19 protein-coding genes are annotated in these 21845 nt (G+C 54.8%); 7 read left to right on the plus strand and 12 right to left on the minus strand.

Annotation, left to right across the window (positions count from 1 at the left end; all coding sequences use genetic code 11):
* Nucleotides 1-121: 121 nt before the first annotated feature.
* The 7 genes from rnr to TMES_RS09745 all read right to left on the minus strand — a co-directional run bounded on the left by rnr (nt 122) and on the right by TMES_RS09745 (nt 10891).
* Nucleotides 122-2455 carry a ribonuclease R gene (rnr, locus tag TMES_RS09715; RefSeq protein ID WP_425444051.1) on the minus strand — a complete coding sequence of 778 codons (2334 nt, stop codon included), beginning with the start codon at nt 2453-2455 and terminating at the stop codon, nt 122-124.
* A 151-nt stretch (nt 2456-2606) separates the two neighbouring features.
* Nucleotides 2607-5285, minus strand: a complete 2679-nt coding sequence (topA, locus tag TMES_RS09720; protein WP_085581884.1) for a type I DNA topoisomerase — start codon at nt 5283-5285, stop codon at nt 2607-2609.
* A 162-nt stretch (nt 5286-5447) separates the two neighbouring features.
* The gene (gene dprA / locus TMES_RS09725; RefSeq protein WP_245835316.1) at nt 5448-6767 is read right to left on the minus strand and encodes a DNA-processing protein DprA; all 1320 of its coding nucleotides are present in this window, start codon (nt 6765-6767) and stop codon (nt 5448-5450) included.
* A gap of 64 nt (nt 6768-6831) precedes the next feature.
* Nucleotides 6832-7509, minus strand: coding sequence for a glycerol-3-phosphate 1-O-acyltransferase PlsY (plsY, locus tag TMES_RS09730; RefSeq protein ID WP_085581886.1), 678 nt, complete (start codon nt 7507-7509; stop codon nt 6832-6834).
* A gap of 2 nt (nt 7510-7511) precedes the next feature.
* Complete coding sequence (locus TMES_RS09735) at nt 7512-8849, minus strand: dihydroorotase (RefSeq protein ID WP_085581888.1); 1338 nt, start codon at nt 8847-8849, stop codon at nt 7512-7514.
* Nucleotides 8846-9808 carry an aspartate carbamoyltransferase catalytic subunit gene (locus tag TMES_RS09740; RefSeq protein ID WP_425444052.1) on the minus strand — a complete coding sequence of 321 codons (963 nt, stop codon included), beginning with the start codon at nt 9806-9808 and terminating at the stop codon, nt 8846-8848. The genes TMES_RS09735 and TMES_RS09740 overlap by 4 nt, the downstream gene beginning before the upstream one ends.
* Nucleotides 9809-9967: 159 nt before the next feature.
* Nucleotides 9968-10891 (minus strand): AEC family transporter, encoded by a 924-nt coding sequence (locus tag TMES_RS09745; protein ID WP_085582102.1) that lies wholly within the window; start codon nt 10889-10891, stop codon nt 9968-9970.
* Nucleotides 10892-11227: 336 nt separating this feature from the next.
* Between TMES_RS09745 and TMES_RS09750 the strand changes: the two genes are divergently transcribed.
* Nucleotides 11228-12052, plus strand: a complete 825-nt coding sequence (locus TMES_RS09750) for a VOC family protein (RefSeq protein WP_085582103.1) — start codon at nt 11228-11230, stop codon at nt 12050-12052.
* Between the two features lie 65 nt (nt 12053-12117).
* Here TMES_RS09750 and ruvX read toward each other — a convergent pair whose 3' ends face one another.
* Complete coding sequence (gene ruvX / locus TMES_RS09755; protein WP_085582106.1) at nt 12118-12678, minus strand: Holliday junction resolvase RuvX; 561 nt, start codon at nt 12676-12678, stop codon at nt 12118-12120.
* Between the two features lie 258 nt (nt 12679-12936).
* Here ruvX and gatC point away from each other — a divergent pair, with 258 nt between their 5' ends.
* The 3 genes from gatC to gatB are packed head-to-tail and all read left to right on the plus strand — an operon-like array spanning nt 12937 to nt 16163.
* Nucleotides 12937-13227 carry an Asp-tRNA(Asn)/Glu-tRNA(Gln) amidotransferase subunit GatC gene (gene gatC / locus TMES_RS09760; protein WP_085581892.1) on the plus strand — a complete coding sequence of 97 codons (291 nt, stop codon included), beginning with the start codon at nt 12937-12939 and terminating at the stop codon, nt 13225-13227.
* The gene (gene gatA, locus TMES_RS09765; protein ID WP_085581894.1) at nt 13227-14705 is read left to right on the plus strand and encodes an Asp-tRNA(Asn)/Glu-tRNA(Gln) amidotransferase subunit GatA; all 1479 of its coding nucleotides are present in this window, start codon (nt 13227-13229) and stop codon (nt 14703-14705) included. Before gatC ends, gatA begins: the two co-directional genes overlap by 1 nt.
* 3 nt (nt 14706-14708) lie before the next feature.
* Nucleotides 14709-16163 carry an Asp-tRNA(Asn)/Glu-tRNA(Gln) amidotransferase subunit GatB gene (gene gatB / locus TMES_RS09770; protein ID WP_085581896.1) on the plus strand — a complete coding sequence of 485 codons (1455 nt, stop codon included), beginning with the start codon at nt 14709-14711 and terminating at the stop codon, nt 16161-16163.
* A 72-nt stretch (nt 16164-16235) separates the two neighbouring features.
* On the opposite strand, the gene TMES_RS09775 is transcribed toward gatB, so the two are convergent.
* Nucleotides 16236-17006, minus strand: coding sequence for an AraC family transcriptional regulator (locus TMES_RS09775; protein ID WP_085582108.1), 771 nt, complete (start codon nt 17004-17006; stop codon nt 16236-16238).
* Nucleotides 17007-17123: 117 nt separating this feature from the next.
* Here TMES_RS09775 and TMES_RS09780 point away from each other — a divergent pair, with 117 nt between their 5' ends.
* Nucleotides 17124-18332: an MFS transporter gene (locus TMES_RS09780; RefSeq protein ID WP_085581898.1), complete on the plus strand. Its 1209-nt coding sequence runs from the start codon at nt 17124-17126 to the stop codon at nt 18330-18332.
* A gap of 66 nt (nt 18333-18398) precedes the next feature.
* On the opposite strand, the gene TMES_RS09785 is transcribed toward TMES_RS09780, so the two are convergent.
* The gene (locus TMES_RS09785) at nt 18399-18599 is read right to left on the minus strand and encodes a heavy-metal-associated domain-containing protein (RefSeq protein ID WP_085581900.1); all 201 of its coding nucleotides are present in this window, start codon (nt 18597-18599) and stop codon (nt 18399-18401) included.
* 67 nt (nt 18600-18666) lie between these two features.
* The gene (locus tag TMES_RS09790; protein WP_085581902.1) at nt 18667-19347 is read right to left on the minus strand and encodes a type 1 glutamine amidotransferase domain-containing protein; all 681 of its coding nucleotides are present in this window, start codon (nt 19345-19347) and stop codon (nt 18667-18669) included.
* Nucleotides 19348-19538: 191 nt separating this feature from the next.
* Here TMES_RS09790 and TMES_RS09795 point away from each other — a divergent pair, with 191 nt between their 5' ends.
* Nucleotides 19539-20117, plus strand: a complete 579-nt coding sequence (locus TMES_RS09795; protein ID WP_085581904.1) for a thymidine kinase — start codon at nt 19539-19541, stop codon at nt 20115-20117.
* Nucleotides 20118-20178: 61 nt separating this feature from the next.
* On the opposite strand, the gene TMES_RS09800 is transcribed toward TMES_RS09795, so the two are convergent.
* The gene (locus tag TMES_RS09800) at nt 20179-20802 is read right to left on the minus strand and encodes a LysE/ArgO family amino acid transporter (RefSeq protein ID WP_085581905.1); all 624 of its coding nucleotides are present in this window, start codon (nt 20800-20802) and stop codon (nt 20179-20181) included.
* A 112-nt stretch (nt 20803-20914) separates the two neighbouring features.
* Here TMES_RS09800 and TMES_RS09805 point away from each other — a divergent pair, with 112 nt between their 5' ends.
* On the plus strand, nt 20915-21841 hold the full coding sequence (locus TMES_RS09805) for a LysR family transcriptional regulator ArgP (RefSeq protein WP_085581907.1): 927 nt from the start codon (nt 20915-20917) through the stop codon (nt 21839-21841).
* Nucleotides 21842-21845 lie beyond the last annotated feature (4 nt).

Below are 21845 nucleotides of genomic sequence, written 5' to 3' on the forward strand. Positions count from 1 at the left end.
AACGCCAAATTGAATTTTGGTTTTCGATAAACAAGCCCTGAAAAATGGAAACCCGCGTCAGTTCATTTGTGACGCGGGTTTTGTTTTGTCTGGTGCCGGTATCGGGACAGGCCTGTTGAAATCAGGACGGTTTTTGCGTCGCTGATTTGCGATTGGCAACCCGGATTTTACGGTGTTTTTTCGGGGTGGTCTTTTTGCCGGTACTGGCAGGGCCACCTTCGGGTTTACCCGGCGTTTGTTTTGCCGTGGCCCGAAAACCCGGTTTCGCCCCATGACGATTGTTGCGATCGCCGGGGCTGCGCGGTCCCTTTCTGGGGCCTCGTTTATTCCCACCCGGACGTTCAATCAGATCGCGGCTGGTAATATCGGCATGCTCTGCCAATCGAAGCGACAACGAGCCGGTCGCAGCATCGGCATCGGCCACACGCACCACCACATCATCGCCAAGGCGGAAGATTTTGCCGCGTCGATCACCGACCAGGCAATGCTTGATCGGGTCATGGACATAATAATCATCCGGCAATGTGCTGATCGGTACCAGCCCGTCGGCACCGGTTTCACGCAGCGACACAAACAGCCCGAAATGCGTAACACCCGAGATTTTCCCCGGCAATTCCGCACCCACACGATCCGCCATATAAGCCGCGACATAACGATCAACCGAATCGCGTTCTGCCATCGCAGCGCGGCGTTCAGTACCTGAAATGTCTTCGCCAAGCTGTTCAAACCGTTCGCCGTCTTCGGGGCGCAAGGCACCCTCGCCAAGGCGCAGGCCCGCGATTAGGGCGCGATGGACCAAAAGGTCGGCATAACGGCGAATGGGCGATGTGAAATGCGCATAGCGGTTCAAAGCCAAGCCGAAATGGCCAATATTATCGGGGCTGTACATCGCCTGTGACTGGCTGCGCAAGACCACGGTATTGATCAGTTCGGCTTCGGCGGTGCCTTTGGCACGTTCGAGAATATGGTTGAAATCGCGCGGTTTTAATACCGGACCGGGTTGCAATTTATACCCGGCACCTTCAAGAAACTCGCGCAGGGCCTCAAGTTTTTCTTCGCTGGGCGCATCGTGAATACGATACATGCAGGGCTGTTTTAACCGTTCAAGTTCTTCGGCGGCACAAACATTGGCCGCAATCATGAACTCTTCGATCAGTTTGTGACTATCAAACCGGGCGCGGGGGGCTACGGCAATGATCTGGCCCTGTTCGTTAAGCTCGATCTTGCGTTCAGGAACGTCAAGTTCCAGAACCCCGCGTTTTTCACGCGCGGTTAAAAACGCATGATAGGCACCGTATAGCGGCTTGATCACGCGGTCGACCAACGGGCCGGTGATGTCGTCGGGGTCGCCATCCATCGCCCGCTGAACCTGGTTATAGGTCAGTCGTGCGGCAGAATTCATCATGCCCCGGCAAAATTTATGGCGAATTTTCTGGCCCTTGGCGTTTAGCCACATTTCAACCGCCATGCAGCCCCGGTCTTCATGGGGAACCAGCGAACACCAGCCGTTTGAAAGTTCGAACGGCAGCATCGGCACCACGCGGTCCGGGAAGTAGCAGCTGTTGCCGCGTTTTATGGCTTCACGGTCCAGGGCATCGTCAGGGCGCACATACCAGGATACATCGGCAATCGCGACCATTACGTGCCAGCCGCCGGGGTTTTCCGGGTCGGTGTCGGCCTCGGCCCAAACGGCATCGTCAAAGTCGCGGGCGTCTTCGCCGTCAATCGTGACTAGCGGAATTTGCCGTAAATCGGTTCGCTTGGCCATCGGGGTGGCCTTGGATTCACGGGCCTGAAGTTCAACTTCGGGCGGGAATTCAAACGGGATACCACGGGCATGAATGGCAACAAGGCTGATCGATTTGGGTTCGTTGATATTGCCTAAAACATCAACAATCCGCCCTTTGCGCAGGCCAAAATGTTTGCCGGGCAAAAGTTCGGTCAGAACCAGTGCGCCAGCTTCAAGGCCGGGATGATCGTCGAGCGGCACAACAATTTCGCCGCTATCCTTACGATCGGTTGGCACAACACGGCCTTCGCGCTCGTTGGGGCGAAAAAGGCCCAAAACACGCTGCGGTCCGCTGCCCAAAAGGCGCATGATGCTGGCATCATAGGTGTTTTTGCCTGTATAGCGCAGCTTGGCCAAAATTTTGTCGCCAATGCCGGGCGCACTCGGGCCGCCATGGCGCGTGGTTTTTACATAAATAACCGGCGGGTCAAACGGTTCTTTCCAGACATTGGGGCGGGCCAAAACCTCGCCATTTTCGTCAAGGCCGGTAATTTCCAGAACCTCGACCGGGGGCAGGCGACCGGGTTTGTCAAACCGTTTGCGGCCACCGACCACATCGCCACCGAATTTAAGGTCCTTAAGCAGCTTTTTAAGTTCGATTTTGGCCGCGCCACGGATGTTAAAAGCGCGCGCAATCTCGCGCTTGCCAACCGGCGTCGGGCTCATCTCGACAAATTCAATAATCTGCTCTTTGGTCGGGAAGGGTGTTTTATTTTCTGGTTCGTTCGCCAAGTTTGTGGCGTCCTTTCAAATTTTGTATCATCGGACCAGAAGGTGACTGTCACTTTCTGGTCCGGCAAAAAGCAGGGCCGCGTATTTACTTCGCGGCTGCTTTTTTCGTGGGGGTCTTTTTTGCAGCCGTTTTTTTGGCTGCGGGTTTCTTCGCGGCAGGCTTCTTTGCCGCGGCTTTTTTCGGTGCAGCCTTTTTTGCCGGTTCTTTTTTCGCAGCCGTTTTCTTTGCACCTGCCGACGTCGATTTACCCGACTTGGCTTCTTTTTCTTTTAATGCTGCAATCGCCATTTCCAGTGTGACATCTTCCTTGACTGTGTCACGCGGTAAATTGGCATTGGTTTTTTTGTGTTTTACAAACGGTCCCCAGCGGCCATCGGCCAGCAGGATCGGTTCGTTGTCATCGGGGTGTTTGCCAATTTCCTTGCCCGCTTTTTCGCGTTTGTCGGCAATCAGGGTAATGGCGCGGTTTTGGCCAATGGTCAGCACATCATCATCGGCTTTTAACGATGCAAAGGTGCTGCCCGCCTGAACATAAGGACCAAAGCGCCCGATATTGGCTTTCATGTCTTCGCCGGTTTCCGGGTACACACCAATATCGCGGGGCAATGTCAAAAGTTCTTCGGCTTTGGTTAAATCAACAACCGCAGGCTCCAGCCCCTTGGGCAACGAGGTGCGTTTGGGTTTAACCTTTTTCGGCTTGCCGTTTTTACCCTCGACGGTTTCTTCCTCGCCCAACTGCACATAGACCCCGTAAGGCCCTTTGCGCAGGGTGATTTCCTTGCCGGTCGCACTATCAACACCCAAAACCTTGGGGCCGCCATCAAGCTCGGACTCGCCAGCATTGTCATTGGCGACCAGCGGACGGGTATAGTTACAATCAGGATAGTTCGAACAGCCCAGAAACGCGCCGAACTTGCCCAGTTTCAGGCTGAGGGTGCCTTCTTCACATTTCGGGCATTTATGCGGGTCTGATCCGTCTTCGCGTTCGGCGAACAGATAATTTTCCAGCATAATTTGCAGGGCATCAAGAACATCCGTGATCTTGAGTTCCTTGGCTTCGTCAACATTGCCTTTAAACGATGTCCAGAATTCGGTCAGCACATCGCGCCATGCGCGGTCCCCGTTCGAGACATCATCAAGCTGGTTTTCAAGGTCGGCGGTGAAATTGTACTGAACATAGCGTTCAAAGAATTTCGACAAAAACGCCGTAACCAAACGTCCGCGATCCTGCGCAATGAAGCGGCGTTTTGCGAGCGTGACGTAATTGCGGTCCTGCAATACCGAAATGATCGAGGCATAGGTCGACGGGCGGCCAATGCCCAGTTCTTCCATGCGTTTTACCAGGCTTGCCTCGGTATAGCGGGGCGGGGGCTGGGTGAAATGCTGGTCGATCGATACTTTTTCAAGGCCGGGTTTCTGGCCTTCTGTCAGGGGCGGGAGGCGACGATCATTGTCGTCATCATCCGAAGAATCATCCTTGCCTTCCTGATACAGCTTTAAAAAGCCGTCAAATTTAACGACCGAGCCATTGGCACGCAAAACCACATGGTTATCGTTCGATGCCAGATCAACGGCAACCTGATCAAACCGGGCGTCTTCCATCTGGCAGGCAACGGTGCGCTTCCAGATCAGGGTGTAAAGGGCCTGCTGGTCTTTATCAAGGTGGCGGGCAACCTGATCGGGGCGGCGGAAAACATCGGTCGGGCGGATGGCTTCGTGGGCTTCCTGCGCATTTTTGGCCTTGTTGGCAAAGCTGCGCGGTTTTTCCGGCATATATTGCGCGCCATAATCCTTTTCGATCAGGCGGCGTGCCCCGGCCAGGGCTTCGGAAGACAGGATCACGGCATCTGTACGCATATACGTGATCAGACCAACGGTTTCGCCGCCGATATCAACGCCTTCATACAGGCGCTGTGCCAGTTGCATGGTCCGTTTGGTGCCAAAGCCCAGTTTGCGCGATGCTTCTTGCTGCAATGTCGAGGTGGTGAAAGGGGGCTGCGGGCGTCGTTTGACTTCCTTGCGCTCGACCTTCGATACGGTATAGCTGCGTGCTTCGACTTTTTCCTTGGCAATCTGGGCGTCGCCCTCGCTGCCAATGGCCAGCTTGTCGAGCTTTTTGCCATCGAGATGCGTTAACCGCGCGCTGAATTTTCCTTCGGGAATGCCGAAATTTGCTTCCAGCGACCAGTATTCGTCGGCACGGAAGGCCTCGATGTCGATTTCGCGTTCGCAAATCAGCCGCAACGCCACCGACTGTACGCGCCCGGCAGAACGCGAACCGGGCAATTTGCGCCACAACACCGGCGAGAGGTTAAAGCCAACCAGATAATCCAGTGCCCGGCGCGCCAGATAGGCATCGACCAGTTCCTGATTTAGGGCACGCGGGTTGGCGATGGCGTCGGTAACGGCTTTTTTGGTGATTTCGTGAAAAACCACCCGGTGAACCTCGCGGCCCCGCAGCAGTTTTTTCTGTTCCAGTACTTCAAGGATGTGCCACGAAATGGCTTCCCCTTCGCGATCCGGGTCAGTTGCGAGATATATGGTGTCAGCATCGCGTGCGGCAGCAGCAATTTCGCGGATCTGTTTTTCAGACCGGCCATCGGTTTCCCAGATCATGGCAAAGTTGTTATCGGTATCAACCGAGCCATCCTTGGATGGTAAATCACGGATGTGACCAAACGAAGCCAGGACCTTAAAATCATCACCGAGATATTTGTTTATCGTCTTGGCTTTGGCTGGCGATTCGACGATGACAAGATTCATTACTTTTTACGTGTCCGGTTTTTGCGCCTGTTGGCGGAAAAGGTATGCCGCAATGCATATATTTCGCAAGTGCCCATCACATATTGACAGGAAATGCGTTCGGATTGCGCCTTAAAACATCGTTGAAACCAGATATTGTGGCAATTTCAACGACGACAAGACTCAATTAGCGATACGCGATACCCTATTTCCGGGGTGACGTTCAACCCTTCCTGAAAGTTCCAGTTCGATCAGCAGCGTTGAAATCGTACTTGCAGGCAGATTTGACGCCCGGATCAGGCTGTCTATCGCAATGGGGGCTGCTGATAACAAGTCGAACAAAGTTTGGGTAAGATCGTTGGTTTCACCCCCGGTTGGCGCAGAAGACAAATTTTGGGCAGAGCCGCCAGTTTGTGCCGGGTTAGCGGCAATTTTATCGGTATCTTCGGGGTTTGTGGTGTTTTCAAGGGCCTGATCGCGCATCAGGCTTTCAAGGATGGCATCAAGGTTATAGTCGGTATTGTTTGCCGGGGCCGGGCGCGTTTCATTATTAAATGTATGTATCGGGGCATCAAATTGCGAAATGGCGGGGGCTTGCCCGATGACATTTAAAATTGCATCAATGGAGTCGCACAAAACAGCCCCGTCGCGGATCAGGCTGTTGGGGCCAGCGGCGCGCGGGTCCGTCGGCGCGCCGGGAACGGCAAAAACATCGCGTCCTTGTTCGGCGGCCATGCGGGCTGTAATGAGCGATCCGGAGTTTCGCCCCGCCTCGATAACGACAATGCCCTGCGACAGCCCCGAAATAATCCGGTTGCGGCGCGGAAAGTGCCGGGCCTGCGGCTTTAACCCCGGTGGCATTTCGGAAATGACACAGCCGGTTTGCGTAATGCGCTCCTGCAAATCGGCGTGTTCGCGCGGATAAATAACATCGACCCCACCGGCAACCACGGCAATTGTTGCGCCGGTGTTGGTGCCGGTGCCGTGGGCAACGGCATCAAGGGCGCCTTGATGCGCCGCACCATCAATGCCACGTGCCAGCCCGGAAACCACATTATAACCGGCCTGTGCCAGTTCGCGCGCCAGCCGCCGGGCAAACTGGCAGCCCCCCAGCGATGCATTGCGCGCGCCGACAATGCCAATGCTGGGCCGGGTTAACAAACCCGCATCGCCCAAGACGTAAAAATACGGCGGGGCATCCTCAATGGCGGCAAGGGCAGGGGGATATTCCGGGTCGCCCCAGATAACCGGTTTGGCCGACAGGGCCAGGGCAGCCTCAATTTCGGCAATCGTATCCTGGCGAGATGCAATCACAATCGGGCGTTTGACGCCGCTTTGTCTGGCAATGTCGGGCAGGGCGTCTAACGCGGTTCGTGCGGAGCCGAACTGTTCAAGCAGGCGGCGAAATGTGACAGGGCCAATCTGGCCGCTGCGCGCAAGGCGCACCCGTGCCAGCCGTTCAGATTGGGGAAGCCGCGTTGGTTGTGGTGTGTTTAAAATCATAACGCCCGGATTGTGATCATCCGGGCGTTATATCGTCAAGCATTTATGGTGCCGGTTCAGCAAGTTAGTTGATCGGCATTTCGGTTTCAGTCTCGGTATCTGCAGCATCCTGCGCGGCGGCTTTTTTCTTGTCGCCGATTTTTGGTTCGGTGCCCTTGATCAGGCGGCGAATATTGGTGTGGTGCGCCCCCCAGACAATGACCGCCAAAAACAGCGCAAGCCAGCCTGCACCCGTGTCATGGGCAATGTAAAAGGCGGCCAACGGGGCAACGGCAAGTGCGACCAGTGCCGAAAGGGATGAATAGCGAAAAATAACTGCCATCACCAGCCACGTCAAAGCAGCCACAAGGCCCATAACCCAGTTCACCGCTGCCAGTGTGCCCAGCGTGGTGGCAACACCTTTGCCGCCCTTGAACCGCAGCCAAAGCGGAAACATATGCCCGACAACGGCGGCGGCACCGGCAAAAATGCCCTGTTCGGGGCCGACAAAATGGGTAAACAGCAAGGCCGCCGCCGCACCCTTGCCGCAATCGCCAATCAGGGTTAGCAGTGCCAGCGTTTTATTGCCGGTGCGCAAAACATTGGTCGCGCCAATATTGCCCGAGCCGATCTTGCGAATATCGCCAAGTCCGGCCATTTTGGTCAGCACAAGCCCGAACGGGATAGAACCCAGCAAATAACCGCATACGGTAGCAATTTGCAGTGACATCAACAGGGCCTTGTAGGCGGGATCTAGTTCCATGGTTATGAACCTTCAATGCAGCTGGTGTGCGTAAAGACTTCCCTTCCATCAATCAGGGTGCGCAGAACCACCCCCTGAATCAGGCGCCCGTCAAACGGGGAGTTCTTGGATTTTGACTGGAATTTATATGGATCAATCTTTGCCGGACGGTCCGGGTCGAACATGACGATGTCGGCCGAACTTCCCGGTTTTAGCGTGCCATGACCGGCCAGTTTCATAAGTGTTGCGGGGGCCGATGTGACTTTGCCTATCGCTTCAAGCAGCGACATATGCCCGTTGTGATAAAGCTCCAGCGTGATCGGCAGCAGTGTTTCCAGCCCGACACCCCCGGCAGCGGCTTGGGCAAACGGCAGGCGTTTGCTGTCCTGGTCCTGCGGGTTATGGTCCGATGCGATGGTATCAATTGTGCCATCGACAAGGCCCATGACAATGGCCTGACGGTCTTCTTCGGAACGCAACGGCGGGGCCAGCTTGGCAAAGGTGCGATAGTCGCTGACGGCATTTTCGTTCAAGGCAAAATAAAACGGCGCGGTATCGCAGGTTATTTTCAGGCCGCGTTTTTTGGCCTTGCGAATAACCTCGACCGATTCACCGGTGGAAATATGCGAAAAGTGCAATCGGCCGCCGGTCATTTCGGCCAGTCGGATATCACGTTCGATTTGTATCACTTCGGCCAGCGGCGATATGCCCGATAACCCAAGGCGGGTTGCCAGTTCGCCGCTATTCATGTCGCCGCCGCGCGATAATTCCGGTTCTTCGGGGTGCTGTATAATCATACCATCGAAAAACGTGGTATAGGCCAGCGCCTGACGCAGCAGACGGGGGCTGGCAATGGTTTTAACACCATCACAAAAGGCCACGGCCCCGGCCTGATGCAAAAGGCCCATTTCGGTAATTTCATGGCCTTCGATGCCCTTGGACACCGCGCCATAAACAAATACCTTGGCAAGGCCAACCTTGCGCGCCCGCCTGGCGATAAATTCCACCCCGGCAACGTCGTCAATCACCGGGTCGGTATTGGGCAGGGCGACCATGGTGGTAACGCCACCGGTCGCCGCTGATTTGCCTGCTGTTTCGATGGTTTCCTGATGTTCAAAGCCCGGCTCGCGAAGCTGTACCCGCATATCGACCAGACCCGGGGCAAGGCACCGGCCTTCGCCGTCGATAATACGGCAATCGCCAGGGGCGGTGTCGCGGGTGACGGACGGGCCAAGATCAACAATAATGCCGTCTTGCGTCAAAAGGCCGCCGGTCTGGTCCAACCCGGTTGCCGGGTCTAGCAGGCGGACATTGACAAAAGCTGTTTTGCCGCTGGCTTTGGCGCGAATGGCAGGCATCATTTACGGTCCCCTGCAAGGTTTCGCTGGTTTTGCACCAGAATTTCCAGGGTTGCCATGCGCACAGCAACCCCCATTTCAACCTGTTCGCGAATGACCGAACGTTCAACATCGTCGGCAACTTCGCTGTCAATTTCCACACCCCGGTTCATGGGGCCGGGATGCATGATCAGCGCATCGGGTTTGGCATTGGCCAGCTTGGCGCGGTCCAGACCATGAAAATGGAAATATTCGCGCACAGACGGAATAAAACTGCCTTCCATGCGCTCAAGCTGCAAACGCAACATCATCACAATGTCGCAGTCTTTCAGCCCTTCTTCCATGTCGTGGAAAATTTCAACGCCCATGCGGTCGATTTTTGACGGGATCAATGTTGGCGGCGCGATCAGGCGCACGCGCGACCCCATGGTGTTGAGCAACAGGATGTTGGACCGGGCTACACGGGAATGGGCAATGTCGCCGCAAATGGCCACGGTCAAACGGTGCAGGCGGCCCTTGTGGCGGCGAATGGTCAGGGCATCAAGCAATGCCTGTGTCGGGTGTTCATGCCGACCATCGCCAGCATTAAGAACCGTACAATTGACCTTTTCGCTGAGCAGCTTGACCGCGCCACTATCGCCGTGGCGCACTACCAGTGCGTCGGGGTTCATGGCGTTTAGCGTCATCGCCGTATCAATCAGGGTTTCGCCCTTTTTGACCGAACTGGTGCCCACCGTCATATTGATAACATCCGCGCCCAGCCGTTTGGCGGCCAGTTCAAACGATGTCAGGGTCCGGGTGGAGTTTTCGTAAAACAGGTTAACGACCGTGCTGCCAGCAAGGATATTGCTGGTCTTGTCGGCAGTGCGGTTTTTTTCCGCATAATGCTGGGCACGATCAAGAATGAGGGTGATTTCCCCGGGGGTCAAACCTTCGATCCCCAGAAGATGTGGATGCGGATAGTGATCCGCCTCTGGTCCCATGACACTCATGGCGTTGCACTTGTTCCTTGGCTACACTCTGAATGGAAAATTGCGTGCGGAGCATAACGAATTGCACCTGTTACGGAAAGGTAAAATATCAAATTTCCCCTTGTCCATCTGGTCAGCTTTTTGCGCGAAAATACTGGAGTTATTCCAGTTTCAGGCGGCATGCAGCAATATCGCCAATATCGGCATGGTGGCGATGGCAACCAGGGTGTGAACCGTAATGATGCTGGCCATCATTTTGGCGTCCCCGCCCATCAGGCGCGCTAAAACATAGGCACTGGCCGAACAGGGAAGGCCCGCATAAAACGCCAGTGCCGCCATATCGATGGGCGGCATATCAAGCAAAAGCGACAGGCCAATAGCGATGGCCGGGCTAAGCGCCAGTTTGCCAAGGGTGGAGGCGGCAACCGGGCCACCCGCCCGGCGTGCTGCCTGCAAATCAATACCGGCCCCAACGGCAAGCAAACCAATGGGCAGGGCGGCACGGCCCAGTATTTCTAAAAACGGCCCGGCAATGGGCGGTAACCCCAAACCTGATGCATTGGCGACAAGGCCCAAGACACAGGCCATAAGCAACGGATTGCGAATAACATCGCGCAATACCGAGATAATCCCGGTTTTACGGTTATTATCGCCCCAGTGTGAACAGGCCAGAACAGATAGAACATTAACAGTCGGAACGATCAGGGCAACACACAGCGCCGTAACCGTTAACCCGCGTTCGCCCAAAAGCGCCGCCGCGACGGCAAGGCCGATATAGGTATTGGGGCGGATGGCCCCCTGAAAAATAGATGTGAATGCCGCATCGCTGACCTGCAAGGCGGGTTTTGCCAAAATGGTCAGGGCGGCCATGGCACATGCCGTTCCCAAAATAACAATGGCAATGCCGGTAACGGGCAAACTGCCCAGATCGGCCTTGGCGGTATTGGCAAACAAAAGGGCCGGGAAAGTGATGAAATAGGTCAGTTTTTCTGCGCCCGGCCAGAACGCATCGGGCAGGAAGCGCCAGTGTCGCAAGGCAAAGCCAGCTACAATCAGGCCAAATGTCGGGATAAGGGCCGAAAGAATTGCCAGCATGGCACTGTCCAGTAATAAATGCGAACGCGAACAGTTCGAATAAGGCAGTTTTTGCATCACTGCAAGGCCGGTAACGCAAACAGGGCCGCCCCGGCAAATCATTGGTTGGTCGCGTGCGGAGGGGCGCGGCGGATTGCGGGTTTTTGCCATTACCCGTTGCTGGCGTGTCGCGGGATGTGTTTTTTGGCAAAAAATATGATAAATCCGCTACATGCGGGGGCAGGGGTGCAAAATTACATTGCCGCACGCTATAAGAACCGGCACATTTATTTTCACGGATCGGCAGGTACCGTTTGGGGTGGTTTCTGGTTGGTCCAGTGGCAAATGGATGCAGTAATGAACAAAAAAATCGATCATCTTGTGTTGTGTGTCCGAGATCTGGACCTTGCATGCGAGCGCTATCGTCAGTTGGGCTTTACGGTAACGCCGCGTGCGGTGCATCCGTTTGGGACGGGTAATGCGCTGGTGCAGCTTGACGGCATGTATCTGGAACTTCTGGCCGTGGTTGACCCGAACAAGATTGGCCCCGACGACATTGACCGGCCCTTTTCCTTTGCCGTTTACAACCGCGATTTTTTGCGCCTGCGCGAAGGTATGTCGATGCTGGCGTTACAGTCCCATGATGCCCATGCCGATCGCGCAGCCTTTATCAAGGCCGGTGCGGCAGTGCCTGACGTGTTCGATTTTGAGCGCAAAGGGCAAACGCCGGACGGTGCGCTGGTTGATCTTGGTTTTTCACTGGCCTTTGCCAGCCATCCGTTGTTGCGCCACGGGGTTTGTTTTTCCTGTCAGCATCATCACCCTGCTGAAAATTTCTATTTCCCGGAATATCAAAACCACATCAACAGTGCCGTGTCGATTGACCGTATCTTTCTTACGCACTGGGCGGCGGAGGCCGTGGAAGAATTCTTTTCTTCAATGGCGCTGGATGGTCTTGTTGATGTGAAACATCAAGATGAATTGTTGGAAAAATATCCGGTTGCGGGCACGATGCTGCCCGATGACGGCTTTGCCGGGTTCCGTTTGCGTGTGCGCGATATGGGCGCCATTCGTGCGGCGGCCTTATCGCTCGGTGCGATTGAATGTGGCGGTGAACTTGTTTTGCCCCCCAGCCGGATGTTTGGCGTGATGATGGTGATCGCGCAGCAAAAAGCCGCCTGAACAAAAGTTCGGCGGCTTGATTTCGCGGCTTTTGAATGAATGCCTTGCAAGACATTCATCGGGCCTTATTTTTGTGCGTCGGTGGCGTCTTCGTCGTCGAACACGTCAATATCATCGTCGCCGTCTTCGTCTTCATCGTCGTCAACCATACCGGGGTCGGTGTGACGATTAAGATTATCAAGCGCGCCTTGCAGGATGTACCCCGCAGCGGCCTTGTCGACAACTTCGGCGCGGCGCTTGCGCGACATGTCGGCTTCGCCAATCAGGATGCGTTCAACCGCCGATGTGGAAAGGCGTTCGTCCCACAGCAAAACCGGCACGTCGATATGTTTGTCCATTTCATCGACAAACGCATAAACGCGATGGCAGGATGTGCCGATCGAGCCATCCATTTCACGCGGAAAGCCGATGACAATGCCACCGACATTCTGTTTGCTGACGATGGCCGAAAGTTCGGCAATGTCGCGGGTGAACTTTTTACGCTTGATCAGGCTGTAGGGGGTTGCAATTTGCAGCCCGACATCCGAAAGCGCAACGCCAATGGTTTTGGTGCCCAGGTCCAGGCCCAAAATCCGAGCTGCCGGTGCCAGGTACCGCAGCAATTCCTGAGTATCATTACAAATCATGGCGACCTTATAGGCGCAGATCGGTAAAAATGCCAGCGCAAAGCATGGTGGAAACGGTATTTCAGGCATGCCATTTTGCCGGGCCGGGGCAGGGTATTTTTGATAAAATCTGCCGTGTGGTAAAAACACGATGAAAAGTGCGGCGCACGGCCCTTGCCGCGGGCCGTTCCGGGTGCTAGGTTCCGCCCTGTATTTTCAGTTTCTGGCGGGCGACCGTCCGCCGGGTGTTTTGTCATTCCTTAAGAGAGACTTTCATCCATGTCGTCTTTGGATAAGGAAACGGTTCGTAAAATCGCCTTCCTGTCGCGTATTAAAGTAAGCGAGGAAGAATTGGGCGAACTGGCGGGTGATTTGACCCGTATCCTCGATTTCATCGAGGAACTGCAAGAAGTTGACGTCGAGGGCGCAGCACCTCTGACCTCGGTTGCCGATCTGACCCTGCCGTTGCGCAAGGACGAAGTCACCGATGGCAACATCCAGCAAAAAGTGCTGGCCAATGCGCCGAAAACCGATGCCGGCTGTTTTGTTGTGCCCAAGGTGATTGAATAATGACTGATCTGACAAATTTGACCCTTGCCGATGCCCGTGACGGGCTGGCAAAGGGGGATTACACGTCGGTTGAACTGACCGAAGCCCATATTGCGTCGATGGCAGCGCAGCGCAAGCTGAATGCCTATATTACCGAAACGCCGGAACAGGCCCTTGAAATGGCCAAGGCCTCCGATACCAAACGCGCCAAAGGCGAAGCTGGTAAAATGGAAGGCCTGCCGATTGCGATCAAGGATCTGTTTTGTACCGAAAATGTACAGACAACCGCTGCGTCGCATATTCTTGAAGGGTTCATCCCGCAATACGAATCAACCGTGACGGCCAACCTGTTTGGCAATGGCGCGGTGATGCTGGGTAAAACCAACCTTGATGAATTTGCCATGGGGTCGTCCAACATGACGTCCTATTACGGCAATGTCATTAACCCGTGGAAGGGCAAGGATGGCAAGGATCTGGTGCCTGGCGGCTCATCGGGCGGGTCGGCGGCGGCCGTTGCCGGGCGCATGGCGCTGGCAGCAACCGGCACCGATACCGGCGGTTCTATTCGCCAGCCTGCGGCATATTGCGGCATTGTTGGTTTAAAGCCAACCTATGGCCGTTGCTCGCGCTGGGGTGTGGTGGCCTTTGCAAGCTCGCTTGATCAGGCTGGCCCCATGACCCGCACCGTGCGCGATGCGGCGATTATGCTTGGTGCCATGGCTGGCCACGATGCCAAAGACAGCACATCGGCCCCGATGGCAGTGCCCGATTTCGAAGCAGCCCTTAGCGGTGATATTCGTGGCATGAAAATTGGTATTCCCAAGGAATACCGCGTTGATGGCATGCCCGACGAAATTGCCAGGCTGTGGGATGACGGCGTTGCCATGCTGCGCGATGCCGGTGCCGACGTTGTCGATATTACGTTGCCGCACACCAAATATGCCCTGCCAACCTATTATATCGTTGCCCCGGCCGAAGCATCGTCCAACCTGGCGCGGTATGATGGCGTTCGTTTTGGTCAGCGGGTGATGGAAGACGGTGACAGCCTTGATGACATGTACATGAAAACCCGTGCTGCGGGTTTTGGCAAGGAAGTACAGCGTCGTATCATGATTGGCACCTATGTGCTGTCGGCCGGGTATTATGACGCCTATTACAACAAGGCATTGAAGGTGCGCCGTCGCATTTACGAAGATTTCGCCAATGCCTTTGGCACTGTCGATGCCGTGTTGACACCGACCGCGCCGTCGGCTGCTTTTGCCGTGGGTGAAAACAGCGATGATCCGGTGAAAATGTATCTTAACGACGTGTTCACGGTGCCTGCCAGCCTTGCCGGGCTTCCGGGCCTGTCTGTGCCGACCGGTCTTTCAGACAATGGCTTGCCGCTGGGCTTGCAATTGATCGGCAAACCGTTCGACGAAGAAACCGTTATTCGCATTGGTGGCGTTCTTGAAACCGCAGCCGGGTTTGACGCCAAACCTGCCGGGCTGGAGGGTTGATCCATGACTTATATTCTTGAAGGTTCGACCGGCCCGTGGGAAATCGTTGTCGGGTTGGAAGTTCACTGCCAGATCATTGCCCATTCCAAACTGTTTTCCGGTGCTTCGGCCCAGTTCGGTTCGGAAGCCAACAACAATGTCAGCCTTGTCGATGCGGCAATGCCGGGCATGTTGCCCGTGATTAATGCCGAATGTGTGCGCCAGGCGGTTAAGACCGGTTTGGGGCTTAAGGCAAAGATCAATCATGAAAGTGTGTTTTCGCGTAAAAACTACTTTTATGCCGATCTGCCGCAGGGCTATCAGATTTCACAGTTCGACAAGCCGATTGTTGGCGAAGGCACCATCATTCTTGATATGCCCGATGGTTCGACCAAGGCGGTTGGCATTGAACGCCTGCATCTTGAACAGGATGCAGGCAAGTCGATGCACGATCAGGACCCGAAATATTCGCATATCGATTTGAACCGTTCGGGCGTTGCCCTGATGGAAATCGTCTCGATGCCTGATATTCGTTCGCCGGAAGAAGCAGGGGCCTATCTGACCAAAATGCGTGCGATTGTGCGTTATCTTGGCACCTGTGATGGCAACATGAACGAAGGATCAATGCGGTGTGATGCCAACGTTTCGGTGCGGCGCGCCGGGGCGGAATTTGGCACGCGTTGCGAAATTAAAAACGTAAACTCGATCCGTTTCGTGATGCAGGCGATTGAAATTGAAGCCATGCGCCAGATCGAAGTGATCGAAGGTGGCGGCGAAATCATTCAGGAAACCCGCCTGTTTGACCCGAAACTGGGTGAAACCCGGTCGATGCGGTCAAAGGAAATGGCGCATGATTATCGCTATTTCCCGGACCCTGACTTGCTGCCGCTGGTTTTTGACGAAGCGTTTGTTTCGGAAATCGAAAAAACCCTGCCCGAACTGCCTGACGAGAAAAAAGCCCGCTTCATGCGTGAATATGGCCTGTCGGCCTATGACGCCGGTGTGCTGGTTGCCGAGCAGGAAAAGGCCGTGTTCTATGAACGCGTTGCCAAGGGCCGGGATGGCAAGATGGCAGCCAACTGGGTGATTACCAACCTGTTTGGCGCGCTGAACAAGCTAGGTGTTGATGTTTCCGAAAGCCCGGTTACAGCCGAAAACCTTGGCAAGCTGATTGGCCTGATTGGCGATGACACGATTTCGGGCCGTATCGCCAAAGACGTTTTTGAAATCATGATCGAAACCGGCAAAGACCCGGAAGCGATTGTGGAAGAAAAAGGTCTAAAGCAGATCACCGATACCGGTGCCATTGAAACCGCAATTGACGAAGTGATTGCGGCTAACCCGGACAAGGTTGAAGAAATCCGCGAGGGTAAAGACCGGATGCTGGGCTGGTTTGTTGGTCAGGTCATGAAATCGACCGGTGGCAAGGCCAACCCCGCGATGGTCAATAAAATGCTGCGCGATAAAATTCTGGGGTAATTTCCCGGAAACAGGCAATTTTACAAAGGCCGTCCCGTGTTCGGGGCGGCTTTTGGCGTTTGGCGGCCGTTTTTAAGGCCGATACAGGCTTGGCGTAGACCCCAACATGCGTTTGAACATGGCACTGAATGCTGCCGGGTTATCATAGCCAAGATCAAGCGCGATGGTGGTGACAGCTTCGCCCTGGGCCAGCCGGGGCAGGGCGGCCATGATGCAGGCCTGTTGGCGCCATGCCACAAAACTAAGCCCGGTTTCACGGCGAAACAGGCGGGTAAAGGTGCGGCGGCTCATGGCAAGTTCATCACACCAGTGATCAATTGTGATGTTTGCCCCGGGTTCCCGCAAAAAGCTGTGGCACTGTTTGGCCAGCCTTTTATGTGTGGGCAACGGCAGGGATAGCGGAATAGGGGGCAGTCGCTCCAGCTCGAACCGTATCAGGTTCATCAATGCGCCGCCGCGCCCATCCTCATCATATTCGGGCGGCAGGGCCGATGCCTCTTCCAGTAAATTGCGCATGAAATTTGAAATACCGACAACCTGGCAGGTTGTTGGCATGCCTTGTGATATGGCCGGATCAAGATAAAGGCTGCGCATTTTCACATCCCCAAGGGTGCGGACTTCATGCACAATACCGGCTGGTATCCACATGCCACGCTGGGGCGGCATCATCCATGCGCCCTGGGGCGTGGTTGCCATAACCACACCGGTAAGGCCATACAGCAACTGGTCATGTTCATGATGATGCGGGGGAATAACTTCCCCATCCGGGTAATCAACGCCCAGGGCAATGACCGGTCTGGCGACAGACTGGAAATGTTGGTGGCTATGATTTGCTAAATTCATTTTGGCCCACTTGCATAATAGAATGACCCTAATCGGGTGGCGGGCCATCGTCCATCATTTAAAATGATCCTTATGCGCGATGGTGCGCGTTTAACGGCGGGTCAAAGGATTTAAAGGATGAGCGACGCGATTGCGAAGCAGCCAGGGCAGGTTAAAACAGCCTATTCGGTGTTAGGGGCCGCCAGTTTTTGTCATTTGCTAAATGATATGCTTCAGTCGCTTTTCACGGCGGCGTATCCGATTTTCAAAGGCGGGTTTGACCTTGGCTATGCCCAGCTTGGCTTTTTAACCCTGACCTATCAGGTCACGGCATCGGTCCTTCAGCCGCTGGTGGGCAGTTATACTGATCGCAAACCAAAACCCTATTCGCTGTCATTTGGCATGGGGGTGTCGCTTTTGGGGCTTCTGGTTTTGGCCTATGCCACCAATTTTGCCATGCTGTTATGTGGCAGTGCACTGTTGGGGATGGGGTCGTCGGTGTTTCACCCGGAATCATCGCGACTGGCGCGGTTGGCATCGGGCGGGGCGCATGGTTTGGCGCAGTCTATTTTTCAGGTTGGCGGCAATGTTGGTTCGGCGATTGGCCCGTTGCTGGTGGCTTTTATTGTACTGCCCAACGGGCAAAAAAGCCTGGCGTGGTTTGCCTTGGTCGCGCTGTTGGGCATGGTGATTATGGTCGGGCTGGGTAACTGGTATAAAAGCCAGGGCCACGCCAAACCACCGGCAAAACGGGCCAAAATTGTCCATGCGCATTTAAGTGGCGCGCAGGTGTCGCGGGCTTTGACGGTGCTATTTTGTCTGATGCTGTCAAAATGGTTCTATCTGGCCAGTTTCACCAGCTATTACATCTTTTATCTGATGGAGCGGTTTTCGCTGCCCGAACGGCAATCGCAGATTTTTCTGTTTGTGTTTTTGGCCGCCGTCGCCGCCGGAACCCTGATCGGCGGGCCTATTGGCGACCGGATTGGCCGAAAAAAGGTAATTTGGGTTTCCATCGCCGGAACTTTGCCGTTTGCATTGGCGTTGCCCTATGTCGGGTTGACCATGACCATTGTTTTAACCGTGATCATCGGTCTGGTTTTGTCATCGGCATTTTCGGCGATTGTTGTTTATGCGCAAGAACTGGTGCCGGGCCGGGTGGGTATGATTTCGGGCCTGTTTTTTGGTTTAGCCTTTGGCATGGGTGGGATTGGCGCGGCCCTTCTAGGGGTGCTGGCAGACTGGACCAGCCTTTATTTTGTGTACAAGATCTGTGCGTTTTTACCGGCAATCGGCTTTTTAGCGGCGTTTTTGCCAAATCTTGATGAAGGTCGAGCGAAGGTTTAAGGATATGACAAAGGCCGCTTTGGTTAGCGGCCTTTGTTGATTGTTCTGCTTGCCCGAGAGGCTGGTTTAGGCGACTTTTTGCGCCGGATACCCGGCCTCGCTGATGGCGGAAATCACAGCGGCACTGTCTGCATTGCCCGTAACGGTTACCAGTCCGCCTTCAAGGTCAACTTCGACCTTGTCGACATCGGGCACCGTATTGGCCGCTTCAGTGACGGCTTTCACGCAATGCCCGCAGCTCATTTCTTCGACTTTAAGTTTCAGCATGGGAATCCTCCATCTGTTTGATTGACACCAGTTTGCACCTTCCAGTAGATGGAAGGTCAAGCCCTTTTCAGGATGCCAATAATTTCAGGACGGCATCGGCAGCAAGTTCGCTTGATGCCGGGTTTTGGCCCGTGACAAGTTTTCCATCGGTAACGGCAAACGGGGCCCAGTTGGCCCCTTTTTGAAAACGGCCACCCAGCTTTTTAAATTCCTGTTCGATCGATAATGGAACAACGGCTTCCAGCCCGACGGCCTTTTCTTCGTCATCGGTAAAACCGGTGACTTCCTTGTCTTTGACCAGTGCATCGCCATTGGCGGCCTTGGCATTCACCAATGCCGCCGGGCCGTGGCAAACCGCACCAACCGGTTTGTTTTGCGCCACAAATGCCTCGATCAGGGCAATCGAGTGCGTGCTTGTTGCCAGATCCCACAGCGGGCCGTGGCCGCCGGGGAAAAACAGGGCGTCAAAGTCGTCGGCCTTAAGTCCTTCAAGCGGCACCGTTGTGGCAAAAGCCTGCTGTGCAGTTTTGTCGCGGTCAAAACGCTTGGTGGCGTCGGTCAGGGCATCGTCGGTTTGGCTGTTGGGGTCAATCGGCGGTTGGCCGCCTTTGGGTGATGCCAGCGTCAATGTCGCGCCACCATCGACAAACCGGTAATAGGGGGCGGCGAATTCTTCCAGCCAGATGCCGGTTTTATGCCCGGTATCGCCCATTTTATCGTGCGAGGTCATGATCATTAGAATGCGCATTGCCCAAACTCCTTGGTGTGATTTCTGTCTGTCACATAAGGCGGGTAATCGCGATACGCCAGTCATGGCCGTATTGCGCATGGCAACGATGATGGCGATGACCATGGCGGCGGCCTTTGTTATGGCAGTGCAAACTTGATCGCCACCGGCTAATCGGCTATGTCGCATAAAGTTCAGAGCAGGGGGAATGAATGGCCAAGCTGTTTTTTTATTATTCGTCGATGAATGCCGGTAAATCGACGACCTTGTTGCAGTCCAGCTTCAATTATATTGAGCGCGGCATGCAAACCATGTTGTTGACCGCTGCTTTGGATGACCGGTTTGGGGCGGGAAAAATTGCCTCGCGCATTGGGCTGGAGGCCCCGGCAACCCTGTTTGACGGGGCGACAAACCTGTTTGATCTGGTGCAAGCCGAATTTAAAAACCGGTCGGTTGATTGTTTGCTGGTCGATGAAGCGCAATTTCTGACCAAGGATCAGGTTTGGCAATTGTCAGATGTGGCTGACAAGCTGGGCGTGCCGGTATTGTGTTATGGCATTCGCACCGATTTTCAGGGCGATTTGTTTGAAGGGTCCAAGTGGCTGCTGGCCTGGGCCGACAAGCTGAACGAACTTAAAACCATCTGCCATTGTGGGCGCAAGGCGGGCATGGTGATCCGGATTGATGAAAACGGCGACCCGGTTCGCGAAGGTGCCCAGGTGGAAATTGGCGGGAATGACCGCTATGTCCCGGTTTGCCGTGTCCATTTCAAGGATGCGATGGGGCGCTAGCCCTTTGCACATCCTTGCCGCAGTTTTTCTGCCGCTGGCAGGGACGGTTTGACAACACAGGCTAGCCGAGCAAGTGGGCGACTTCCGGGGCCAGCAGGTGCCACGCGACGAGCCACACGACAAGTGCGGTTGTGCCATCAATGATTTTCCAGGTGATGGGGCGGGCCACATAAGGGGCCAGCCATGCCGCCCCCAGGGCAATGCCGAAAAACCATATAAAACTGGCGCTAACAGCCCCAAGGGCGAAATACAGGCGTTCATCCGCCGGGTACTGGCCGCCAATGCCGCCCAGCATCACCACCGTATCAAGATAAACATGCGGATTTAGCAGGGTAACAGCCAGTGTTGTTGACAGCACAGCTTTCCAGCCATGGGTTTTCAGGTTTGTTTCTGACAGGGCTTCGGTTTTAAACAGACGACGACACGCGCCAATGCCATACCAGATCAAAAACGCCCCGCCGCCCCAGGCCGCAATTTGGGTAAGCAACGGATAACGGGCAACCAGCGTGCCCAGCCCGGCAACCCCCGCAACAATTAAAATAGCATCACACAGAGCACAGACCAGCGCCACCATCGCAGGGTATTGGCGGCGAAGGCCTTGTCCCAGTACAAAGGCGTTTTGGGCGCCAATGGCCAGAATCAACCCGCCACTTAATCCAAATCCGGTTGCAAATGTCAGTAGCATGCCTGCGATCCTTTGCTTTGTAATAGTCGATATGCAGGCATGGTCATAACAATTTTGGAAAATAAGAAAATCGAATTATACTGATGTAGCATAAGGAAAATTGATAATAGCGATGATTGATTACAAATTGCTGGAAGCCTGCGCGGAGGTGATCCGCCATGGCAGTTTCGAGAAGGCGGCGCGCGCCCTTGGCCTGACACAATCGGCAATTTCACAACGGGTAAAGTTGCTGGAAGATCGTATCGGGCAGCCGTTAATCATGCGCACAAAGCCGATTGCGCCAACCCAGCCCGGTGAACGCCTGTTGCAGCATTATCAGCGTGTGCGCCTGCTTGAGCAGGAATTGCGCGACGATGTTCCCGATCTGATCGAGGGGGCCGGGTTTGGGCATATTGCTTTGGCTGTCAATGCCGACAGTTTGGCGACTTGGTTTACGAATGTGCCCAAAAAACTGTTTGATGAATTAGGCTTGCTGGTTGATATAAAAGTAGAAGATGAGGTTTTAACCCATCAATCCTTGCAAAGCGGTCGGGTTTTGGGGGCGGTCAGCACCCGGGAAATTCCGGTGCAGGGATGCAAGGTGCGGTCTTTGGGGGCGATGCGCTATATCATGGTGGTCGCGCCGGAATTTGCCGCAAAATATTTTCCGGGCGGGGTGGATGCCGATGCATTACGCCGGTGCCCGGCGGTTAATTTTTCCGAGCATGATGAATTGCAAAACCAGTTTTTCCATCGTTTTTTCGGCGTTAACCCCGGCGAATTTCCGGCCCACACCATGCCCAGTTCACAAGGGTTTGTGACTATGGCCGAACAGGGCATTGCCTATGCCGTGGTCGAGGAACATCAGGCGGCACCGGGGCTGGCGGCGGGGCGGCTGGTGCAGCCTTGTGCCCATGTCATTGAAAGGGCGTTATTTTGGCATCACTGGAATATGGAAAGTCGTTTATTATCGCGCGTGAACGACATTGTGCGCGATGAAGCGCGGCAGTTTTTGCCACGGGTCGGAAAAAACGCACATAATATTGGAAAACATCAATAAAAAT

Source organism: Thalassospira mesophila, from assembly GCF_002115755.1.
In the GTDB taxonomy this organism is placed as follows: Bacteria; Pseudomonadota; Alphaproteobacteria; order Rhodospirillales; family Thalassospiraceae; genus Thalassospira; species Thalassospira mesophila.

Excerpts from the sequence above, each read along its gene's own strand:
- rnr (WP_425444051.1), bottom strand. The coding sequence starts at position 2,455 with ATGAGCCCGACGCCGGTTGGCAAGCGCGAGATTGCGCGCGCTTTTAAC.
- topA (WP_085581884.1), bottom strand. The coding sequence starts at position 5,285 with ATGAATCTTGTCATCGTCGAATCGCCAGCCAAAGCCAAGACGATAAAC.
- dprA (WP_245835316.1), bottom strand. The coding sequence starts at position 6,767 with ATGATTTTAAACACACCACAACCAACGCGGCTTCCCCAATCTGAACGG.
- plsY (WP_085581886.1), bottom strand. The coding sequence starts at position 7,509 with ATGGAACTAGATCCCGCCTACAAGGCCCTGTTGATGTCACTGCAAATT.
- TMES_RS09735 (WP_085581888.1), bottom strand. The coding sequence starts at position 8,849 with ATGATGCCTGCCATTCGCGCCAAAGCCAGCGGCAAAACAGCTTTTGTC.
- TMES_RS09740 (WP_425444052.1), bottom strand. The coding sequence starts at position 9,808 with ATGGGACCAGAGGCGGATCACTATCCGCATCCACATCTTCTGGGGATC.
- TMES_RS09745 (WP_085582102.1), bottom strand. The coding sequence starts at position 10,891 with ATGCTGGCAATTCTTTCGGCCCTTATCCCGACATTTGGCCTGATTGTA.
- TMES_RS09750 (WP_085582103.1), top strand. The coding sequence starts at position 11,228 with ATGAACAAAAAAATCGATCATCTTGTGTTGTGTGTCCGAGATCTGGAC.
- ruvX (WP_085582106.1), bottom strand. The coding sequence starts at position 12,678 with ATGATTTGTAATGATACTCAGGAATTGCTGCGGTACCTGGCACCGGCA.
- gatC (WP_085581892.1), top strand. The coding sequence starts at position 12,937 with ATGTCGTCTTTGGATAAGGAAACGGTTCGTAAAATCGCCTTCCTGTCG.
- gatA (WP_085581894.1), top strand. The coding sequence starts at position 13,227 with ATGACTGATCTGACAAATTTGACCCTTGCCGATGCCCGTGACGGGCTG.
- gatB (WP_085581896.1), top strand. The coding sequence starts at position 14,709 with ATGACTTATATTCTTGAAGGTTCGACCGGCCCGTGGGAAATCGTTGTC.
- TMES_RS09775 (WP_085582108.1), bottom strand. The coding sequence starts at position 17,006 with ATGAATTTAGCAAATCATAGCCACCAACATTTCCAGTCTGTCGCCAGA.
- TMES_RS09780 (WP_085581898.1), top strand. The coding sequence starts at position 17,124 with ATGAGCGACGCGATTGCGAAGCAGCCAGGGCAGGTTAAAACAGCCTAT.
- TMES_RS09785 (WP_085581900.1), bottom strand. The coding sequence starts at position 18,599 with ATGCTGAAACTTAAAGTCGAAGAAATGAGCTGCGGGCATTGCGTGAAA.
- TMES_RS09790 (WP_085581902.1), bottom strand. The coding sequence starts at position 19,347 with ATGCGCATTCTAATGATCATGACCTCGCACGATAAAATGGGCGATACC.
- TMES_RS09795 (WP_085581904.1), top strand. The coding sequence starts at position 19,539 with ATGGCCAAGCTGTTTTTTTATTATTCGTCGATGAATGCCGGTAAATCG.
- TMES_RS09800 (WP_085581905.1), bottom strand. The coding sequence starts at position 20,802 with ATGCTACTGACATTTGCAACCGGATTTGGATTAAGTGGCGGGTTGATT.
- TMES_RS09805 (WP_085581907.1), top strand. The coding sequence starts at position 20,915 with ATGATTGATTACAAATTGCTGGAAGCCTGCGCGGAGGTGATCCGCCAT.